Raw genomic sequence first — 15,846 nt, 5'->3', positions numbered from 1 at the left:
CCGAATCCGACCCCCGCGCCGAATACGGCCGCGGCCGTCAGCCCGGCGACGAGCCAACCGCCGTCGACGATCCGCGATACGAGCCCGAGGACGGCGTCCTGCGGAACGGCGCGCGGTGCGGATCCGTCGATCCCGAACGCCGCGGGCGACAAGGAGAACCGGGGCACCGCCACCGCGTCCCGGTAGATCAGGTGCCCGCCGAACATCGGCGCGCAGATCAGCGCCGTGAGGAGGGCACTGATCAGACAGATCATCGAATCAGTAGTGGAAGGTGTCGGTCGAGGCGTGTGACTGGTCGGACACGCCGTAATCCTTCGGCACGATGTTGTACGACCGCGCCAGGTCGAGGATCTTCGTGGCGCGGGCGATGCGCGGCAGATCGGAGCCGTTGCGGATCTCACCGCCGTCGGCCTCGAATTCGGCGAAGAACTCGCGCGCCCAACTGATGTCGTCCAACGACGGCGACAGGCCGTCGTTCACCGCGGCGCACTGGTCGGGAGTCAGACAGATCTTGCCGGTCATCCCGAACTCGGAGCTGACCGCCGTGGCCTCGCTGAGCTTGAGCGGATTCGAGCCGACGGTGGGACCGTCGATCGCCGACGGGAGGCCCGCTGCCTTCGCGGCGATCGTGAAGCGGGAACGCGCGTACGCCAGCGTCGTCGGGTTGTCGCCGAATCCGGTGTCGCGGCGGAAGTCGCCGATGCCGAAGGCGAGTCGGAACGTGCCCTTGGCGGAGGCGATCTCGGTGATGCGTTCCAGACCGCGGGCGGTCTCGACCAGCGCGACGACCGGGATGTTCGGCAGGCGACGGGCGGTCTCGGTGATGTGGTCGACCGACTCGACCATCGCCAGCATCACGCCGCCGATCGTCGTCGGCGCGAGCGCGTCGATGTCGGCCTGCCACCACGGTGTGCCGAACCCGTTGATCCGGACCCAGTCGGCGTGGTCGTCGGCCAGCCACGACACGACGTTCTCGCGGGCGGCGTCCTTGTCCTTGGGAGCCACGGCGTCCTCGATGTCGAGGACGACGATGTCCGCACGCGACCGCGAGGCCGCCTCGAAGCGTTCGGACTGCGCGCCGTTCGCGAGCAGCCAGCTGCGCGCGAGTACCGGATCGATCCGGGAGCCGACGTCGGTGGGATCGGGCTCGGTGAATTCGGTGTCGTACATCGACTCTCTGCCTGCTGTGGTGCTCGGTGACGGGGTGGGGCGGATGCCGCCGCGCAAGTCTACCCGCCGGTACAGGCACACTGGTGCCATGACCACGACGGCGCGAGGAACCACGGTGCGCGCACTCGGCGCGGTCACCGTCGGAACGTTGTTGGCGAACCTCCTCGCCTACGTCGTGCAGGTTCCGGCCAGCCGGGTGCTCGGTCCGGACGGATTCGGCCAGTTCTCCGTCCTGAACGCGGCGATGCTCGTCCTGTCGGTTCCCGCGCTCGCCGTGCAGGCCGTGGTGGCGCGCGAAGTGGTGAAGGGGACGTCGCGGCGTCGCCTGTGGCGTCTGATCGGACTGGTCGGCGTCGTCGTCGCGGTCGGCTCGGCGGTCGGCGTCGTCGTGATGATGCCGCTGGCGCACACCTCCTGGGCGACGACGCTCGCCGCGCTCGCCGGCGCCGCACCGTTGGCGGTGATCGCGGGCGGGCAGGGCTTCTTGCAGGGTGAGGGGCGATTCGGTCTACTCGGCGGTGTCCTCGCCGGTGTCGGCGTCGCCAAGTCGGCGCCGATCATCGCCGCGATCGCCTTCGGTGCCGGCCCGACCGGCGCGCTCGCGGCGGGGACGATCGGGAGCGTCGTCGCGGCGATCGTGGTGGCGGTGCTCGCCGCGGACTCTCGTGCCGATCGAGCGGGGTCGGGGTCTGGCGCCGCCCGCATCGGGATGGGCGACGTGCTGTCCGCGTCGAGTGTGCAGTTCGTCATGATCGTCGCCGTCTCGGTGGACCTGCTGCTGTCTCGGTCGGTGCTGTCGGCCGACGACGCCGGGGTCTACGCCTTGGGCGCCGTCGCGACGAAGGCCGCGTTCTGGCTGCCGCAGGCCATCGGCGTGGTCGTGTTTCCGCGGCTCGCGGACCCGGTCCGGTCGGCCGTCGCACTGCGCCGAGCGGTGACGGTTCTGGCGGGCATCGGGTGCGCGGTGACCGTCGCGGCCGTCGCCTGCGGGCCGCTGGTGCCGGCGGTGATCTCCGACGACTACCGGCCCGTCGCGGGCTGGATGTGGCTGTTCGCGCTCACCGGTTCGCTGTTGGCGGTGCTGCAGGTGATGCTGCTCGCCGCGATCGCCCGCAACAGCGCGCGGGGAGCCGCTCCCGCCTTCGCCGTGCTCATCGTCGAGGTGGTGCTCATCGTGAGCGTCGCCGATTCGGTGCTCGGTCTGGCGGCGATCGCCGCGGCGTGTGCGTCAGCCGCGGTGATCGGCACCTGGGCCTGGATGAGAGCCGTCGGGTAGCCCGCGCCGTCGATCGCGCAGGGTCACCGCCACGCCGACCGTGAGCGCCGCGACCCCGATCAGCCCGAGCACGATCGGCGCGATGACCGTCGTCGCGGTGACCGGCCAGTCGCGTGACGACGCGGCAGCGGCGGCGTCGGTGAGACTCTGCCGGTCGCCGCGCAGCGTCGTGTCGACGTTGGTGAGTCGGAAGTCGGCGAGCTCGGGCGAGCGTGCGGCGACGTCGGGCGCGAAGCGGTACTCCTCGACGAGCCGGACCCGCTCGTCGATCACGACTCCGGTGGTCTCGTCGACGTAGAGGTCGCGTGCGGCGCTGTAGTGCAGCGTCGCCGTCAGCTCGTCGTCGGGGCGCACCCCCGGGAACGTTCCGAACCACGAGGCGGGACGAGTGAGCACGGCGCGGGAGTCGTAGCGCGACAGGTCGGCATCGTCGACGGCGGCCGTGAAATGCACGGTGTCTCGGCCTGCGACGGTCTCGGTGCCCGCGTTCTTCAACGGGACCGCGGATCGGCTCACGACGTCGAAATAGGAGGCGTCGGAGTCGGCGAACTCGAACGGCAGCAGGTAGGTGTACCCGGTCCGGTCGGGCAGCTGCACCGCTCCCTTCTTGTCGTCGTACTGGATCTCCGAGGGGCTGCCGGTCGGCAGCGCGCTGCGGCGGTCGATGCTCACGCGGTCGATGACCGCGGAGAGGGTCTCCTCCGCGCAGACCTTCTCGGCGTCGACCGAGGCGCCGTCCACCTGATACTCGCTCACTCCCAGCGAGGTCCCCGCCTGCAACGTCACCAGGTCGGAGTCGGCGGGGCGCACCACGACGATGCGGCGCCGCTGCTGCACCTGTGCGGGCAGGACCCGTGCGTGCGGGCTGTCGATCGAACACCTGTCGAGCACCCGCGATCCGTCCGAGCCGTCGGCGACCCAGGTCTGATCGACGTCGAGGGGGATCTTCTTGAGCCCCGAACCGATCACCGGGCCGACCGCGATCGCCGCCGCGATCAGCAAGGCCCCGAGAAAGAACGCGGTCGGCGCCAGCAGATCGCGTGCGCGCAGACGCGGTGAGGGGGTCTCGGCCATGCCGTCGACTTTATCGGCAGAGGGTGCGAGACGAATCCGGCACTTCTCCGGCACGGTGTCTCGTCGGGAGCACCCGATTCGTTTCGGTGCAGACGGCGCGGCCGCGGTGAGTACATTGGACGCCGTTATGACGGGCCAGGACACGACGACTGCGACACCGCCGCCCCGGCGGTTCTATCCGCAGCTCGAGGGGATGCGCGCGGTCGCCGCCCTGGGCGTCCTCACCACGCACGTGGCGTTCCAGACGCGATCCCTGCACTGGCCGGTGATCGGTCCGGTTCTGGGGAGGCTCGATCTGGCCGTCGCGCTCTTCTTCGCGTTGAGCGGATTCCTGCTGTGGCGTCCGTACGCGAGCGCGGCACGCGGGCAGGGCGATCCACCGGGCGTCCGTCGCTACTTCCGTCACCGCTTCGTCCGGATCTGGCCCGCCTACGCGATCGTGGTCGTGGCGGTCCTGGCCCTGCTGCCGCAGGCGCGCGACGCGTCGCCGACCGTCTGGATCGCCAACCTGACGCTGACGCAGGTGTTCGTGCCGCTCACCCTGGCGCCCGGTCTCACGCAGATGTGGAGCCTGTCCGTCGAAGTCGCGTTCTACCTGCTGCTTCCGCTCATCGGCTACGTGCTGAGCGCGGTGCGCGGCGCGCGCGCCCGGCATCGGATCCCGGTGATTCTCGGCGTCAGCGCGCTCAGTCTCGGCTGGGCATGGGTCGCGGAGCTGCTGCCGCTCCCCGACGGAGTGGAAGGCCAGAACTGGGTGTTCGGGCATCTGCCGTGGTTCGCCGCCGGTCTGGTGCTGGCCGAGATCGTCGCCGCGGTCGAGGCCGGGCGCGTCGCCGAACCGTCGCGGGTGATCCGATGGTCGACCAATCGACCGCTGATGTTGGCCGTTCTGGTGATCGCCTACGGCCTCGCGTGCACTCCGCTGGCGGGTCCGGTGGGACTGGCTCCCATGAGCGACCCGCAGTACGCCGCGAAGATGTTTCTCGGCGCTGTCGGCGCCTATGCGATCCTGGCCCCTCTCGTCCTGCGCGACGGCCCGTTTCGCCTTCTCGACTCCGCGATCATGGCGGCTCTGGGACGGTGGTCGTACGGCATCTTCATCTGGCATGTCGCGGTGCTGACGGTCGTCTTCGGCCTGTTCGGGATCCCCGCGTTCGACGGCCGGTTCGTCGGCGTCTGGGTGCTGACCGTGATCGTCACCGTCGGCGTCTCGGCGGCGAGCTACACGTTCGTCGAAGAACCATGCCGTCGTGCGCTGAAGCGACGGGAGACGCGCCGCGCCGACCGGCGACGGTCCGACGACCTCACGCCCGCAGACTCTCGGTGATCGTCGTCGCAGCGATGCGAGTGGCGCGCCCCAACCTGTCGACGTCGCCGTCGGCGAGCCGATGGCGGGGGAGGAAGACCGAGATCGATCCGAGCGGTGCGCCCGCCTTGCCGAGGATCGGCGACGCGACCGAGGCGATGTCGTCGCGCAGTTCGCCCTCCGCGACGGCGAACCCGCGCTCGCGCACGAGGCTCAATTCGTCGAGCAGCGCCGCCCGCGCGGTGATCGTCAGCGGAGTGAAGCCGGGCAGGTCGTCGGTGAGGAGATCGTCGACCTCATCGGGTGGCAGGCGGGAGAGTATCGCCTTCCCGTTGGCGGAGGCGTGGCACGCCGACCGCGTGCCCGCCGGCCAGTAGATGCGCACCGGGCTGGACGACTCCTCCACCTCGACGACCACGACCTCGGTGCCCTCCCGGACGGCCAGGTGCACGGACTCGCCCGTCTCGTCGCGCAGGGCAGCCATCGCCGAACGGGTGTGCCTGCGCAGGCCCGTGTCGGCCGCGACGTACCGCGACAAGTCGATCGGTTTGGCGGTGAGGACCCATCCGTCGTTACGGCCGCCCGCCGGTCGGATCCACCCCGCCGCTTCGAGGGCGCGCAGCGTCCGCTGCATCGTGCTCTTGCTCATGTCCATCCGCGCCGCGAGATCGCTGACGCCGGCGGGCTGATGTTTGGCGACCTCGTCGAGCACGCGCAATGCGGTCACGACCGTCTGCTGCATCGTCGTCTCCTCGTTCCGCGACCGATCGTCGAATTCGCCGCCCGGCGTGAGGATTCGGCGATTCCGTTGACGGCCTGACAGTCCTTACCTACCCTGAAATAGTCCAATATACGGCACCAGTCCAGAAGTTGTGCCGAATAATGAAACTTGTACCTCAGTTCGAGGTATCAGACTAGGAGATCGCCATGGGGACGCTTCCTCTCGAGGGCATTCGTGTCGCCGACTTCTCACAGGCACTGTCCGGGCCGTTCTGCACGATGCTCCTCGCCGACTACGGCGCCGACGTCGTCAAGGTGGAGCGCGCGGGCAGCGGCGACGACTCGCGTCGTTGGGGTCCGCCGTGGGTCGGTGACACCGCCGCGTACTACCTGTCGGTGAACCGGAACAAGCGCAGTCTGGCCCTCGATCTGAAGTCCGAGGACGACCGTGAGATCGCCCAGCGGCTCGCGCGGCACGCCGACGTCGTCGTCGAGAACTGGCGTCCGGGCACGGCGGAGCGGCTGGGACTCGGCGTCGACGCGGTGCGTGCGACCAACCCGAACGTCGTGTACTGCTCGATCTCCGGTTTCGGTCAGGAGTCGCAGCGCCCGGGATACGACCAGGTGGTGCAGGGCACGTCCGGCTGGATGAGCATCACCGGCACCGCCGACGGCGAGCCGACCAAGAGCGGTCTGCCGATCGCCGACATCTCGTCCGGCATGTTCGCCACCCAGGCGGTTCTCGCCGCGCTGCTGCGCCGCGCGCAGACCGGCGAGGGCGCCCACATCGACCTGGCGATGCAGGACTCGCTGGTCTCGATGCTCACCTACCAGGCCGGCGCCTTCTTCGCGACGGGCGAGTCGCCCAGTCGTCGCGGCAACCAGCACGCGTCGCTGGCGCCGTACGGCACCTTCGCGACCAGTGACGGATCCGCCAACATCTCCGTCGGCAACGAGCGCCAGTGGACGGGTCTGTGCGAGGCGATCGGCGCGCCGGAGCTCTTGACCGACCCACGGTTCGTCGACAACGGCAAGCGGGTGGCCAACTCGGTTGAGCTCAAGACCGCACTGGAGGGCGCATTGCGGAACGTCACCACCGACGAACTCCTCGCCGCCGCCGACAAGGCGGGTGTTCCGGCGGGCGCCATCGCACCGATCGGCCAGGTGCTCACCGACCCGGCGCTGCTCGCACGCCAGATGGTCCTCACCGCCGAGCATCCGCGTCTGGGCGAGCTGAAGTCGCCGAACTCGCCGTGGCACATCGACGGCGAGGTCGCCACCGCGCGCATCGCGCCGCCGGATCTCGGCGCGCACAACGACGAGGTCATCGCCGAACTGCGCGGATTGAGCAGCGAGGGCTGACCCGCCCCGGCAGATCGCAGACGCGCATGTGCGAACGGCGGTGAGGGATTCGGGTGTGCAGAACCGCAGGTCCGAGTCAGAGCAGTTCGTGTCGGCTCAGAGCAGTTCGTGTCGGCGAACTGCGACCTCGCGCGCCAGCGCGTCTCGGACGGCCTTCACCGCCGGGCGCGCGAGCGACTCGCGTCGGGTCGCGAGCACATACCTCAACGGCGTGGACGGGCGGAGGTGGTCCAACTCGCGGAGGTCGGGTGATCGCAGGGCCATGAACCGAGGGATCAGGGCGATCGCCGCACTGGAGACCGCGGCCTCGAGCTGGGCGAAGATGTTCGTCGACGCGAAACGGACGTCGACGCCCGGCGCGTAATGACTGAAGTCGAGGTCACCGACTTGCAGGAGCGACTCGACGTAGAACGCGATGGTGTGTCCGCTCAGCTCGTCCAGGGTGGCCGGCGTTCCGTTGCGTTCGAGGTACTCGTCGGTCGCGTAGAACGACAGACGGTACTGCGTGAGCGCTTCGGTGAAGAGCCGCTTGGTTATCGGGGTGCCGACCGCGACCGCGAGATCGAAGCCGGCCTGATGAAGGTTCAGCTGGCGGGTCGCGGTCAACAGTTCGACATTCAGTCCGGGGTGCTGCGTGCGCAGCTTCTGCAGCGCCGGGACCGCGAACACCGTGGCGAACCCGTCCGGCGCGGTCAGTCGGAAGTCGCCGCGGACCGAGTCCCCGGACTCGCCTCCGACCGCTCGGGCCACGCTTTCGAGCGCCTCTTCGATCGGGCGGGCGCGTTCGACGATGGATCCACCGAACTCGGTCAGCTCCCAGCCGTCCGACGACCGGGTGATCACCCTCGTGCCGAGTACCTTCTCCAGCGCGCGCAGTCGGCGTGAGACCGTGCTCGCATCGACGCTCAGATGGTCGGCCGCGGCGCCGATCCGACCGGTGTTGGCCACGGCGAGGAGATAACGGAGGTCGTCGGTCTTGAGGTTTCGGAGCACCGATTGAGCGTCCATCACGGCCTTTCCACTCGTCATTGCCAGGCTCTCACCTTTAGTTTTGCAATTTAGCATGTACGGGTTTCCAACTCGTTGCTTGTTTGCATGTATGCGTTGGGCCATTCTCGTAGTCGACGAAGACTTGCCTCACGTCATCGGTCAACAGAGGAGATTGCCAATGTCAGTCATCACGTGGATCGGTCTCGGCCAGATGGGCCTGCCGATGGCGACGAATCTGGTGCGCGCCGGTCATGAAGTGCACGGCGTCGAGATCGATCCGGAGATGGCGGCGGCGGCCGCCGCCGCGGGCATCGTGATGCACGACTCGGCCGCCGAGAGCGTGCCGGATTCGGCCTTCGTGTTCACGATGCTCCCGACGGGCGACCTCGTGGCGGCCGTGCTGACCGGGGAGGACGGCGTCTTCGCACTCATGCGCGACGGTGCGGTGGCGATCGACTCGTCCACGGTCGACGTCGTGCAGACCCGGGACCTCCACGACGAGGCGAAGCGCCGCGGCGTCGCATTCCTGGACGCGCCGGTGTCGGGGGGTGTCGCCGGAGCGCAGGCCGGAACGCTGGCGGTGATGGTCGGCGGCGACGCGGCCGACTTCGAGGTGGCCCGTCCGGTGCTCGAGGGCTACGGCGGCCACGTCGGACTGATCGGTGGTGCGGGCAGCGGCCAGGCGGTCAAGATCGTCAACAACATGATCGTCGGGGCCTGCCTGGCCGCCACATGTGAAGGCGTCGTCCTCGCCGAACGACTCGGACTCGACACCTCGGCACTGTTCGACATGGTGTCGCGTTCCTCCGGTGACAACTGGGCCCTGCGGAACTGGTATCCGATCCCCGGAGTGGTGGAGACGGCGGCGAGCAACCGCGATTTCGCCCCGGGGTTCACGACCGCACTGCTGGTCAAGGATCTCAACCTGGCCGTCTCGGCAGGTCAGGCGACCGGGACTCCCCTCCAGACCGGTCAGACCGTGCTACGTCAGTTCACCGAGCACAAAGAGGCGGGCAATGCGCTGCTGGACTGCTCGTCGCTGATCACCTCGATCCGGGACCACGTCGACCGATGACACGGACCTGATCGCTCGCACGATCTCGCCCGCCGACGCACCTGTCGTGGCGAGCATGTTTTCTCCCATCTAGAAAGGCCAGATATGACTACCGACACCCCCACCAAACTGATGCTGATCGACGGCGAATGGGCCGAGTCGAGCACCGGAGAGTGGCGCGACATCACCAATCCCGCGCGCCGCGGCGAGGTCATCGCCCGGGTGCCCCGCGCAGGTCAGGAGGACGTCGACCGCGCTGTCGCCTCATCCCGCCGCGCCTTCGAAGCATGGCGCGACGTGCACTTCACCGTCCGCGCGCGGGCTCTCCTCAAGATCGCCGACGCGATCGACGAGCGCGCCGAGGACCTCGCGCTGATCACCGCGCAGGACACCGGTAACGCGCTGCGCACCCAGGCCCGCCCCGAAGTCGCGACCCTCGCGTCGTTGTTCCGCTACTTCGGCGGCGTCGCAGGGGAAGTCAAGGGCAACACCCTGCCCGCCGGTGCGGATCAGCTGCAGTACACCCGGCAGGAGCCGCTCGGCGTCGTCGCGGGCATCCTGCCGTGGAACTCGCCGCTGATGATCGCGGGCTTCAAGGTCCCGGCCGCGATCGCCGCGGGCAATGCGGTGATTCTGAAGGCCGCCGAGGATGCTCCGCTGTCGATCATCATGCTCGCCGAGATCTGCAACGAGTACCTGCCTGCGGGTCTCCTCAACGTGCTGACCGGCGGCGGGCGTACCGCGGGCCAGATGCTCGTCGATCACAAGGGCGTCGACAAGGTGTCGTTCACCGGCTCCACCGAGGTCGGCCGCGGCATCGCCCGCGACGCCGGTGAGCGCCTCGCGCACGTCTCGCTCGAGCTCGGCGGCAAGAACCCGTCGATCGTGTTCCCGGGGCAGGTCACCGACAAGCTGATCGACGGTCTGCTGATGTCCTCGCGCATCCACCGCCAGGGGCAGAGCTGCACGGCCGGCACCCGCCTGTTCGTGCACCGCGACGTCGAGGACGAGGTCAACGAGCGTCTGGCCGCCAAGTTCGCGTCGATGGTCGTCGGCGACCCGACCGATGAGGCCTCCGACATCGGCGCCGTCATCAACGAGTCGCAGTACAAGGGCATCCAGGAGTACATCGAGGAAGGCGTCAACGACGCGGGCCTGACGGTCGCCACCGGCGGTCTGCCCCCGACCGAGGGACCGCTGGCGGGCGGCAACTTCCACGTGCCGACCCTCTTCACCGGCGGCAACAACGAGTTCCGGCTGGCCCGCGAGGAGATCTTCGGCCCGGTCGTCGTGTCGATTCCGTGGACCGACCTCGACGAGGTCATCGCGATGGCGAACGACACCTCGTACGGTCTCGCCGCCTACGTGTGGAGCAACGACATCAACCAGGCACTCAGCGCGGCGCATCGCATCGAGGCGGGTTGGGTCCAGGTCAACCAGGGCGGCGGCCAGGTGGTCGGCCAGTCGTACGGCGGCATGAAGGACTCGGGCAGCGGCCGCGAGGTCTCGCTCGAGGGCATGATCGCCGGCTTCACCCAGACCAAGCAGATCAACGTCAAGATCGACGTCTGAAACGCGTCGTGACGTAGAAGGGATTCGATGATGCGTGCAATCGAAGTGGCGACGCACGGCGGGCCGGAGAATCTGCAGGTCGTCGACATCGAACGGCCCGCACCCGGGGCGGGCGAGGTGCTCGTCGAGGTGCGACTGTCGGGTGTGAACTTCCTGGACGTCTACCAGCGGGTCGGCGGAACCCCCGTCTCCGCGCCGTTCCTCGCCGGAGTCGAGGGCATGGGCGTCATCGCCGAACGCGGTCCCGACGTCGTCGACCTCGACGTCGGCCGGCGGATCGGGTGGCTCGCGGGCGGTCAGGGAAGCTTCGCGGACTTCGCCGTCGTCGATGCGGGTAAGGCAGTCGTGATCCCGGACGACGTCTCCGACGAGAGCGCCGTCGCGGTGCTCATGCAGGGCGTCACGGCCCACTATCTCGCAACGGACACCTATCCGATCGAACGCGGCGACACGGTCCTCATTCATGCTGCCGCCGGTGGCGTCGGTCAGATGCTGACGCAGATCGCGAAGCTCAAGGGGGCGACGGTGATCGGAACGGTCTCCACGGAGGAGAAGGCCGCCGTCGCGCGAGGCGCCGGAGCCGATCACGTCGTCGGCTACGACGACTTCCCCTCGGAGGTCGAACGCATCACCGGCGGCACCGGCGTCGCCGCGGTCTACGACGGTGTCGGAGCGGCGACGTTCGACGGGAGCCTGGCGAGCCTTGCCGTTCGCGGCACATATGTGGTGTTCGGTACGTCGAGCGGTCCCACTCCGCCGCTGGACATTCCGCGGTTGAACTCCGGTGGATCGCTGTTCGTCACTCGCCCGAGCGTCGTTCATCACGTCCGCACGCCGGATGAACTGCGTGCTCGCGCGCGTGACCTGTTCGCCTGGTTGGCGTCGGGAGACCTGGTCGTGTCGATCGGTGGCCGGTACCCCGTGGAGGAGGCGTCCGACGCCTTCTCCGCCCTGGAGTCGCGGGAGACGACGGGCAAGATCCTGCTGACGCACTGACGATCCGCCCGAGAGCACTGAGCACGCGGTGCCGAGCCGAGAGCTCGGCACCGCGTGCTGTCGATGTTCGTCCGGTGCAGGCGGAATCAGGTTCGGCGCGGGAAGCGTGGAAGGACGGCCGAGAAGATGGCCGAGATCACCGCCACCAACGCCGCGAGCTGCGGCAGGACGTCGTATCCGGTGTAGGCCATGCCCGAATTCCAGGGGCCGGCCGCCAGTGCGAGGGTAGCGACGGCCATCGCGCAGAACGTGAGGGACACGCGGGCCGCGGGGGAGACGACGGCGACCACGGCGCCCGTCGCGGCCGCGGCCGCGACTCCCCATGGACCGGTGAGGACGTAGGCGGCGAGGAGAGCGAGGAGCACGCAGGCGAACCGGGTCGGGCCTCGGTCCGCGAGTTCGCCTCGCCGCACGCTCGTCGTCTCGTTCCGGTCGAGGCGAGGGGGCTCGACTTCGCTCGACCGGCGGAGGGGATTCGGCCGGCGGAGGCCGCTCGACCGGCGGGAACGCGGCCAGAACGCGACCGCGAACAGCGCCGCCACCAGCAGCAGACCGATCAGCAGGACCCAGCGGTAGGGCGTGTCGAGGTCGAAGGTCAGGGCGACGGTTCCGGACGCGCCGGCGGGCACGATCCAGCCCTGCTGCCAACCGTTCACCACGATCGGCCGGAGTTCGTCGTCGCCGAGACGGGCGTGCCAGCCGGAGTTGGTGCTCTCCGGCACGGACAGGACTCGCGGGGTGTCGGCGGCGTCGACGATCGCCTCTCGCGAGGTCGCGTCCCACCGGCCGGTCCGTGCAGGTGTGCTCGTGCCGACCGGATCGTCGTCCGAGACGCGCAGTTCCACCGAGTCGACGGTGAACGCGGCGCCGGGATTCACCGACACCTCCTGCTCGCCCGCCGGAAGCGCGACGGGGTCGCTCGGGCACACGGTGGCGACGACGGGATCGCCGTCGCGCAGGGCCCGCGCCGTGGTGGACACCTGCAGTCGGTGGACCACCCCGCCCGCCGACAGCCCGAGCCCGAGCGGTCCCTGCGGGTCGGTGTCGCAGCCGATCACGATCGGTCGCTCGAGATCGGCGGGGACGGCGGCGACGGTGGGCAGCACCGCGATGTCGGCGATGCCGACCGGCGACTGGCGGGCGAAACCCAGGTCGTTCACATCGATCAGGTCGCTCGAGGACTCGACGGTGAGCACGATGCGGTCGGTCCGGGTCGGGCGCAGCGGCACGGTCCCGTCGTCGGCCACGCGGACGGTCTGATCGCCGTCGCCGAGGTCGACGCGGACCTTCGTCGGGCGGGCCGGATAGTCGTCGGGCAGGGTCAACTTCAAGCCCGAGACCTCGCGCGCGGTCGGCAGGTGCAGCGTCAACGACGGCTTCGCAGGCTTCTTCCTCCCGCTGGTCACCGGGGCCTCCGGTGCGGTCCACACGGTGGCGGGATCTCCGTCGACGGCGGCCGCGGCCGACCCGCGCGGATCGGCGACGTTCGACGGCCCCTCCGCCGTCACCGTGCTCGGTCGTGACAGCAGATCCGACAGCGCGCCACCCGCCGACGGCCGCAGCACCACCGTGGGGTGCACGTCCACGGTCGACGGCACCGACAGCACCCGACCGAAGACGCCCGGCGTCTCCGGTGCCACGCCGAGCGTCGGGGCACAACGGACGCGGTCGGCGTCGGCCGCACATTCGGCCCGCCCGCCCAGTTCGTTCCGCAGCACCCAGGCGTCCACCCGGTCGGCGGCGTCGAGCTGCGGCAGCACCGCACGGTGTCGGATCGCGTAGTCCAGGCCGGTGGCGGTGTCGGACAGTCGGACGTCGGCGAGGGCGAACTGGTTGCCCGCGGTGCCGTTCGCGGTGCGGATCGCGCGGATCTCGACGCGCTCGGTCTCGCCGGCCGGGGCGACGATCCGCGTCGGCACGCCCGGACGCACATCGGCGACCACGGTGCTGCCCGCATCGGTGGTGACCAGTAGTGACGACACGTCCGGGCCGAGCGCCTTCGCTGTCGTCACGGTCAGCGCGAGGTCCCGGCGCGGGCGGGTGAACTCGATCGCCACCCAGCGTCCGACAGCGGATTCGAGGCCGCGACTGACCCACGCGGTGTTCGGGTCGCCGTCGAACGCGGCCGCCGTCGAGGCGGCAGGTGAGGTCCGGCCGGGCTGGGTCGCGTCGGCCGCGGACCCGGACGAGGTGACGCGTATCTGTCCGGGCTCGTTGTTCAGCAGCCACTGCCCTTCGACCTTCGCCGTTCCGTCGACGGGGTAGTCGGCGGCGGCGTTCTTCGTCAGACGGGGATCGCCCGGCGCGCGGACGGCCGACGAATGGTCGTCGACGCGCCCGAAGTCGGTCTCCCGATCGACCGGTGAATCGGTCACCGTGAGACCGGGACCGTCGCCGACTCCGGCGCGGCGGGCGTCGGCGGTCAGCAGCGAGGTGCCGAGGGGTGGGCGACCGGTGCGAGCGCGCACCTCGTCGATCGCGGCCAGCGACTCCGGACCGCCGACGACCCGCGGCATCGCATCGAGCGGGGTCAGGAGCGGACCGGTACCTCGTGCGTCGCCGACCCGATAGACGGTCACGGCGGGCATCATCGGGCGCAGTCCGTCGTCGACGACCACGCCGTCGACGGTCGGCGGAGCGACGTCCGGGCCGAACCGGGCGACCGGCGTGATGTGGGGGGAACGGCGCAGAGCATCGGCGACGACCAGCGGACGCGCCGACCGCGACGTCGCGGGATCGAGATCGGCGCGCAGCACCAGATAGCCGACGCCCTGGGCGGTGAGCGTGTCGGCGAGCGCCGCCGATCCGCGGCCGGAGACGAGCGCGCGCTGCACCGAGTCCATCGCGCGGATCGCGCCGGGCGGTGTCAGCGGGATGGCGTCGCGCACCGCCCACGGCGCTTCGGTGAGCGCCTGCAGCGGCTCATCACGCGTCAGACCCCAGTTCTGGTCGGCGAACGGCGCGCCCGGAACCACCAGTGCACGTGTGTCGTGGGCGTGCTCGTCGAGCCAGTCGGCGGTCTGCTGCCAGTAGTCGGGGATCGCGTCGTAGCTGGAGGCCGGGGCCACGCCACCGGTCCAGGCGAGTGATCCGGCGCCGAACACCGCGGTCACCACGACCATCGCGGCGGCCGCCGGTCGGGCGAAGCCGTTCGCCTTCGAGGGCGCCGCGATCAGCGACCGGAACGGTACTCGCGCCAGCAGATGGGCGACGCCGAGAACCAGCGGCATCCGGACCAGCGGTTCGAACTTGTGCACGTTGCGCAGCGCCGCGCCGGAGCCGTCGAGGAACTCCCGGACGGTTCCGGCGATCGGCGAGCCGAGCGCTCCGGGATAACCGAGGCACATGACGATCAGCCCGATCACCAGCAGGGCGAGCCACCGTCGACGGTGCGGCATCGCGCGCATCGTCAGACCGGCGAGACCGGCGGCGGCGAGGATCCCGGTGGCCAGCACCGCAGCCGACTCGGACACCAGCACCGCGCCCGCGGCGCGCTCGGCCGACACGAACGGCGTCCACGACGATGTGCCGCGCAGGACCTCGGTCAACGAGGTCCACTCGGTGGTCACCTGCGCCGACTCGATGAAGTCCAGGAACGGCGGCGACACCCGCGACAGCATGAGCAGCGGCACCACCCACCACAGGCACGCCGCGCCGAGTGCGACGACCCACGCGCCGCCGAACCGGAGGCCGCGTGGTCGCTGTCGGCGGGAACAGGTGGCGGCGATCCACCAGAGCGCGGCGACACCCACCGCGGCCGCGGTCGCGACGGCGTTCACCGCGCCCATCAGGGCCACGGCGCATCCCGACCGCGCGGCCTCTCGCCAGGCGGGTCGCACCGGCGCGGCGTCGAGCGCGCGGATCACCGGCAGCAGCACCCACGGGGCCAGCATCAGCGGCAACGTCTCCGACGAGATCGTGCCGAGGGTCGTCAGCACGCGCGGCGACGCGACGAACGCCGCGGCCGCGATCAGCCGGGATGCGAACGATCCGGTTCGCAGGGCTTCGGCGACGCGGACCACGCCGACGAAGCCGACGGTGAGGAGGACCGCCCACCACAACCGCTGGGTGAGCCACGGCGGGACGTGGGCGAGGTGACCGAGCGCGAAGAACGCCCCGTGTGGAAACAGGTAGCCGTACGCCTGATTCTGGATCTGTCCCATCGGCATCGTCGGCGACCACAGGTGCGTCGCCCGTGCGAGGAACCCGATCGGGTCGGCGGTGAGGTCGAGCTTGGTGTCCGGCGAGATCTTGCCGGGCGCCTGCCACAGCGACAGCAGAAGGAAGATCAGGGCGGTGATGCCGACGCCGCGTCGCGTGAGCAAC

The 15,846-nt window shown here is 70.0% G+C and carries 11 protein-coding genes and 1 pseudogene; 6 read left to right on the top strand and 6 right to left on the bottom strand.

Annotated features, from left to right (window positions below; translation table 11 throughout):
* Together BKA16_RS22520 and BKA16_RS22515 are read right to left on the bottom strand one after the other, a co-directional pair.
* Positions 1–254 (bottom strand): annotated as a pseudogene (locus tag BKA16_RS22520) (hypothetical protein); the annotation flags it as partial.
* A 4-nt stretch (positions 255–258) separates the two neighbouring features.
* Complete coding sequence (locus BKA16_RS22515; RefSeq protein ID WP_183372798.1) at positions 259–1,170, bottom strand: HpcH/HpaI aldolase/citrate lyase family protein; 912 nt, start codon at positions 1,168–1,170, stop codon at positions 259–261.
* Positions 1,171–1,258: 88 nt separating this feature from the next.
* Between BKA16_RS22515 and BKA16_RS22510 the strand changes: the two genes are divergently transcribed.
* Positions 1,259–2,446 carry a polysaccharide biosynthesis protein gene (locus tag BKA16_RS22510; protein ID WP_183372797.1) on the top strand — a complete coding sequence of 396 codons (1,188 nt, stop codon included), beginning with the start codon at positions 1,259–1,261 and terminating at the stop codon, positions 2,444–2,446.
* Here BKA16_RS22510 and pgfA read toward each other — a convergent pair.
* Positions 2,399–3,520, bottom strand: a complete 1,122-nt coding sequence (pgfA, locus tag BKA16_RS22505; RefSeq protein ID WP_183372796.1) for a cell envelope lipid trafficking protein PgfA — start codon at positions 3,518–3,520, stop codon at positions 2,399–2,401. The genes BKA16_RS22510 and pgfA overlap by 48 nt on opposite strands.
* A 127-nt stretch (positions 3,521–3,647) precedes the next feature.
* Here pgfA and BKA16_RS22500 point away from each other — a divergent pair, with 127 nt between their 5' ends.
* Positions 3,648–4,847 carry an acyltransferase family protein gene (locus BKA16_RS22500; RefSeq protein WP_183372795.1) on the top strand — a complete coding sequence of 400 codons (1,200 nt, stop codon included), beginning with the start codon at positions 3,648–3,650 and terminating at the stop codon, positions 4,845–4,847.
* Here BKA16_RS22500 and BKA16_RS22495 read toward each other — a convergent pair.
* Complete coding sequence (locus BKA16_RS22495) at positions 4,825–5,568, bottom strand: IclR family transcriptional regulator (protein WP_183372794.1); 744 nt, start codon at positions 5,566–5,568, stop codon at positions 4,825–4,827. The genes BKA16_RS22500 and BKA16_RS22495 overlap by 23 nt on opposite strands.
* Before the next feature lie 185 nt (positions 5,569–5,753).
* Between BKA16_RS22495 and BKA16_RS22490 the strand changes: the two genes are divergently transcribed.
* The gene (locus BKA16_RS22490; RefSeq protein ID WP_183372793.1) at positions 5,754–6,908 is read left to right on the top strand and encodes a CaiB/BaiF CoA transferase family protein; all 1,155 of its coding nucleotides are present in this window, start codon (positions 5,754–5,756) and stop codon (positions 6,906–6,908) included.
* Positions 6,909–7,004: 96 nt separating this feature from the next.
* Here the strand turns inward: BKA16_RS22490 and BKA16_RS22485 are convergent, their stop codons facing one another.
* The gene (locus tag BKA16_RS22485; protein ID WP_246371845.1) at positions 7,005–7,937 is read right to left on the bottom strand and encodes a LysR family transcriptional regulator; all 933 of its coding nucleotides are present in this window, start codon (positions 7,935–7,937) and stop codon (positions 7,005–7,007) included.
* 139 nt (positions 7,938–8,076) lie between these two features.
* Between BKA16_RS22485 and BKA16_RS22480 the strand changes: the two genes are divergently transcribed.
* The 3 genes from BKA16_RS22480 to BKA16_RS22470 all read left to right on the top strand — a co-directional run bounded on the left by BKA16_RS22480 (position 8,077) and on the right by BKA16_RS22470 (position 11,520).
* Positions 8,077–8,973: an NAD(P)-dependent oxidoreductase gene (locus BKA16_RS22480; protein ID WP_183372792.1), complete on the top strand. Its 897-nt coding sequence runs from the start codon at positions 8,077–8,079 to the stop codon at positions 8,971–8,973.
* 84 nt (positions 8,974–9,057) lie between these two features.
* A complete protein-coding gene (locus tag BKA16_RS22475) occupies positions 9,058–10,524 on the top strand; it encodes an aldehyde dehydrogenase family protein (RefSeq protein ID WP_183372791.1) in 1,467 nt (488 codons plus the stop codon).
* A gap of 30 nt (positions 10,525–10,554) precedes the next feature.
* Complete coding sequence (locus BKA16_RS22470) at positions 10,555–11,520, top strand: quinone oxidoreductase family protein (protein ID WP_183372790.1); 966 nt, start codon at positions 10,555–10,557, stop codon at positions 11,518–11,520.
* A gap of 86 nt (positions 11,521–11,606) precedes the next feature.
* Here the strand turns inward: BKA16_RS22470 and BKA16_RS22465 are convergent, their stop codons facing one another.
* A complete protein-coding gene (locus BKA16_RS22465; RefSeq protein WP_183372789.1) occupies positions 11,607–15,845 on the bottom strand; it encodes an alpha-(1->3)-arabinofuranosyltransferase in 4,239 nt (1,412 codons plus the stop codon).
* Position 15,846: the final 1 nt, after the last annotated feature.

Origin of the sequence: Gordonia humi, assembly GCF_014197435.1 — a bacterium.
Lineage (GTDB): Bacteria > Actinomycetota > Actinomycetes > Mycobacteriales > Mycobacteriaceae > Gordonia > Gordonia humi.
This window is presented reverse-complemented; position numbering and strand designations above follow the sequence as displayed.

Coding starts and splice junctions, on each gene's coding strand:
- BKA16_RS22515 (WP_183372798.1), bottom strand. CDS start 1,170: ATGTACGACACCGAATTCACCGAGCCCGATCCCACCGACGTCGGCTCC.
- BKA16_RS22510 (WP_183372797.1), top strand. CDS start 1,259: ATGACCACGACGGCGCGAGGAACCACGGTGCGCGCACTCGGCGCGGTC.
- pgfA (WP_183372796.1), bottom strand. CDS start 3,520: ATGGCCGAGACCCCCTCACCGCGTCTGCGCGCACGCGATCTGCTGGCG.
- BKA16_RS22500 (WP_183372795.1), top strand. CDS start 3,648: ATGACGGGCCAGGACACGACGACTGCGACACCGCCGCCCCGGCGGTTC.
- BKA16_RS22495 (WP_183372794.1), bottom strand. CDS start 5,568: ATGCAGCAGACGGTCGTGACCGCATTGCGCGTGCTCGACGAGGTCGCC.
- BKA16_RS22490 (WP_183372793.1), top strand. CDS start 5,754: ATGGGGACGCTTCCTCTCGAGGGCATTCGTGTCGCCGACTTCTCACAG.
- BKA16_RS22485 (WP_246371845.1), bottom strand. CDS start 7,937: ATGACGAGTGGAAAGGCCGTGATGGACGCTCAATCGGTGCTCCGAAAC.
- BKA16_RS22480 (WP_183372792.1), top strand. CDS start 8,077: ATGTCAGTCATCACGTGGATCGGTCTCGGCCAGATGGGCCTGCCGATG.
- BKA16_RS22475 (WP_183372791.1), top strand. CDS start 9,058: ATGACTACCGACACCCCCACCAAACTGATGCTGATCGACGGCGAATGG.
- BKA16_RS22470 (WP_183372790.1), top strand. CDS start 10,555: ATGCGTGCAATCGAAGTGGCGACGCACGGCGGGCCGGAGAATCTGCAG.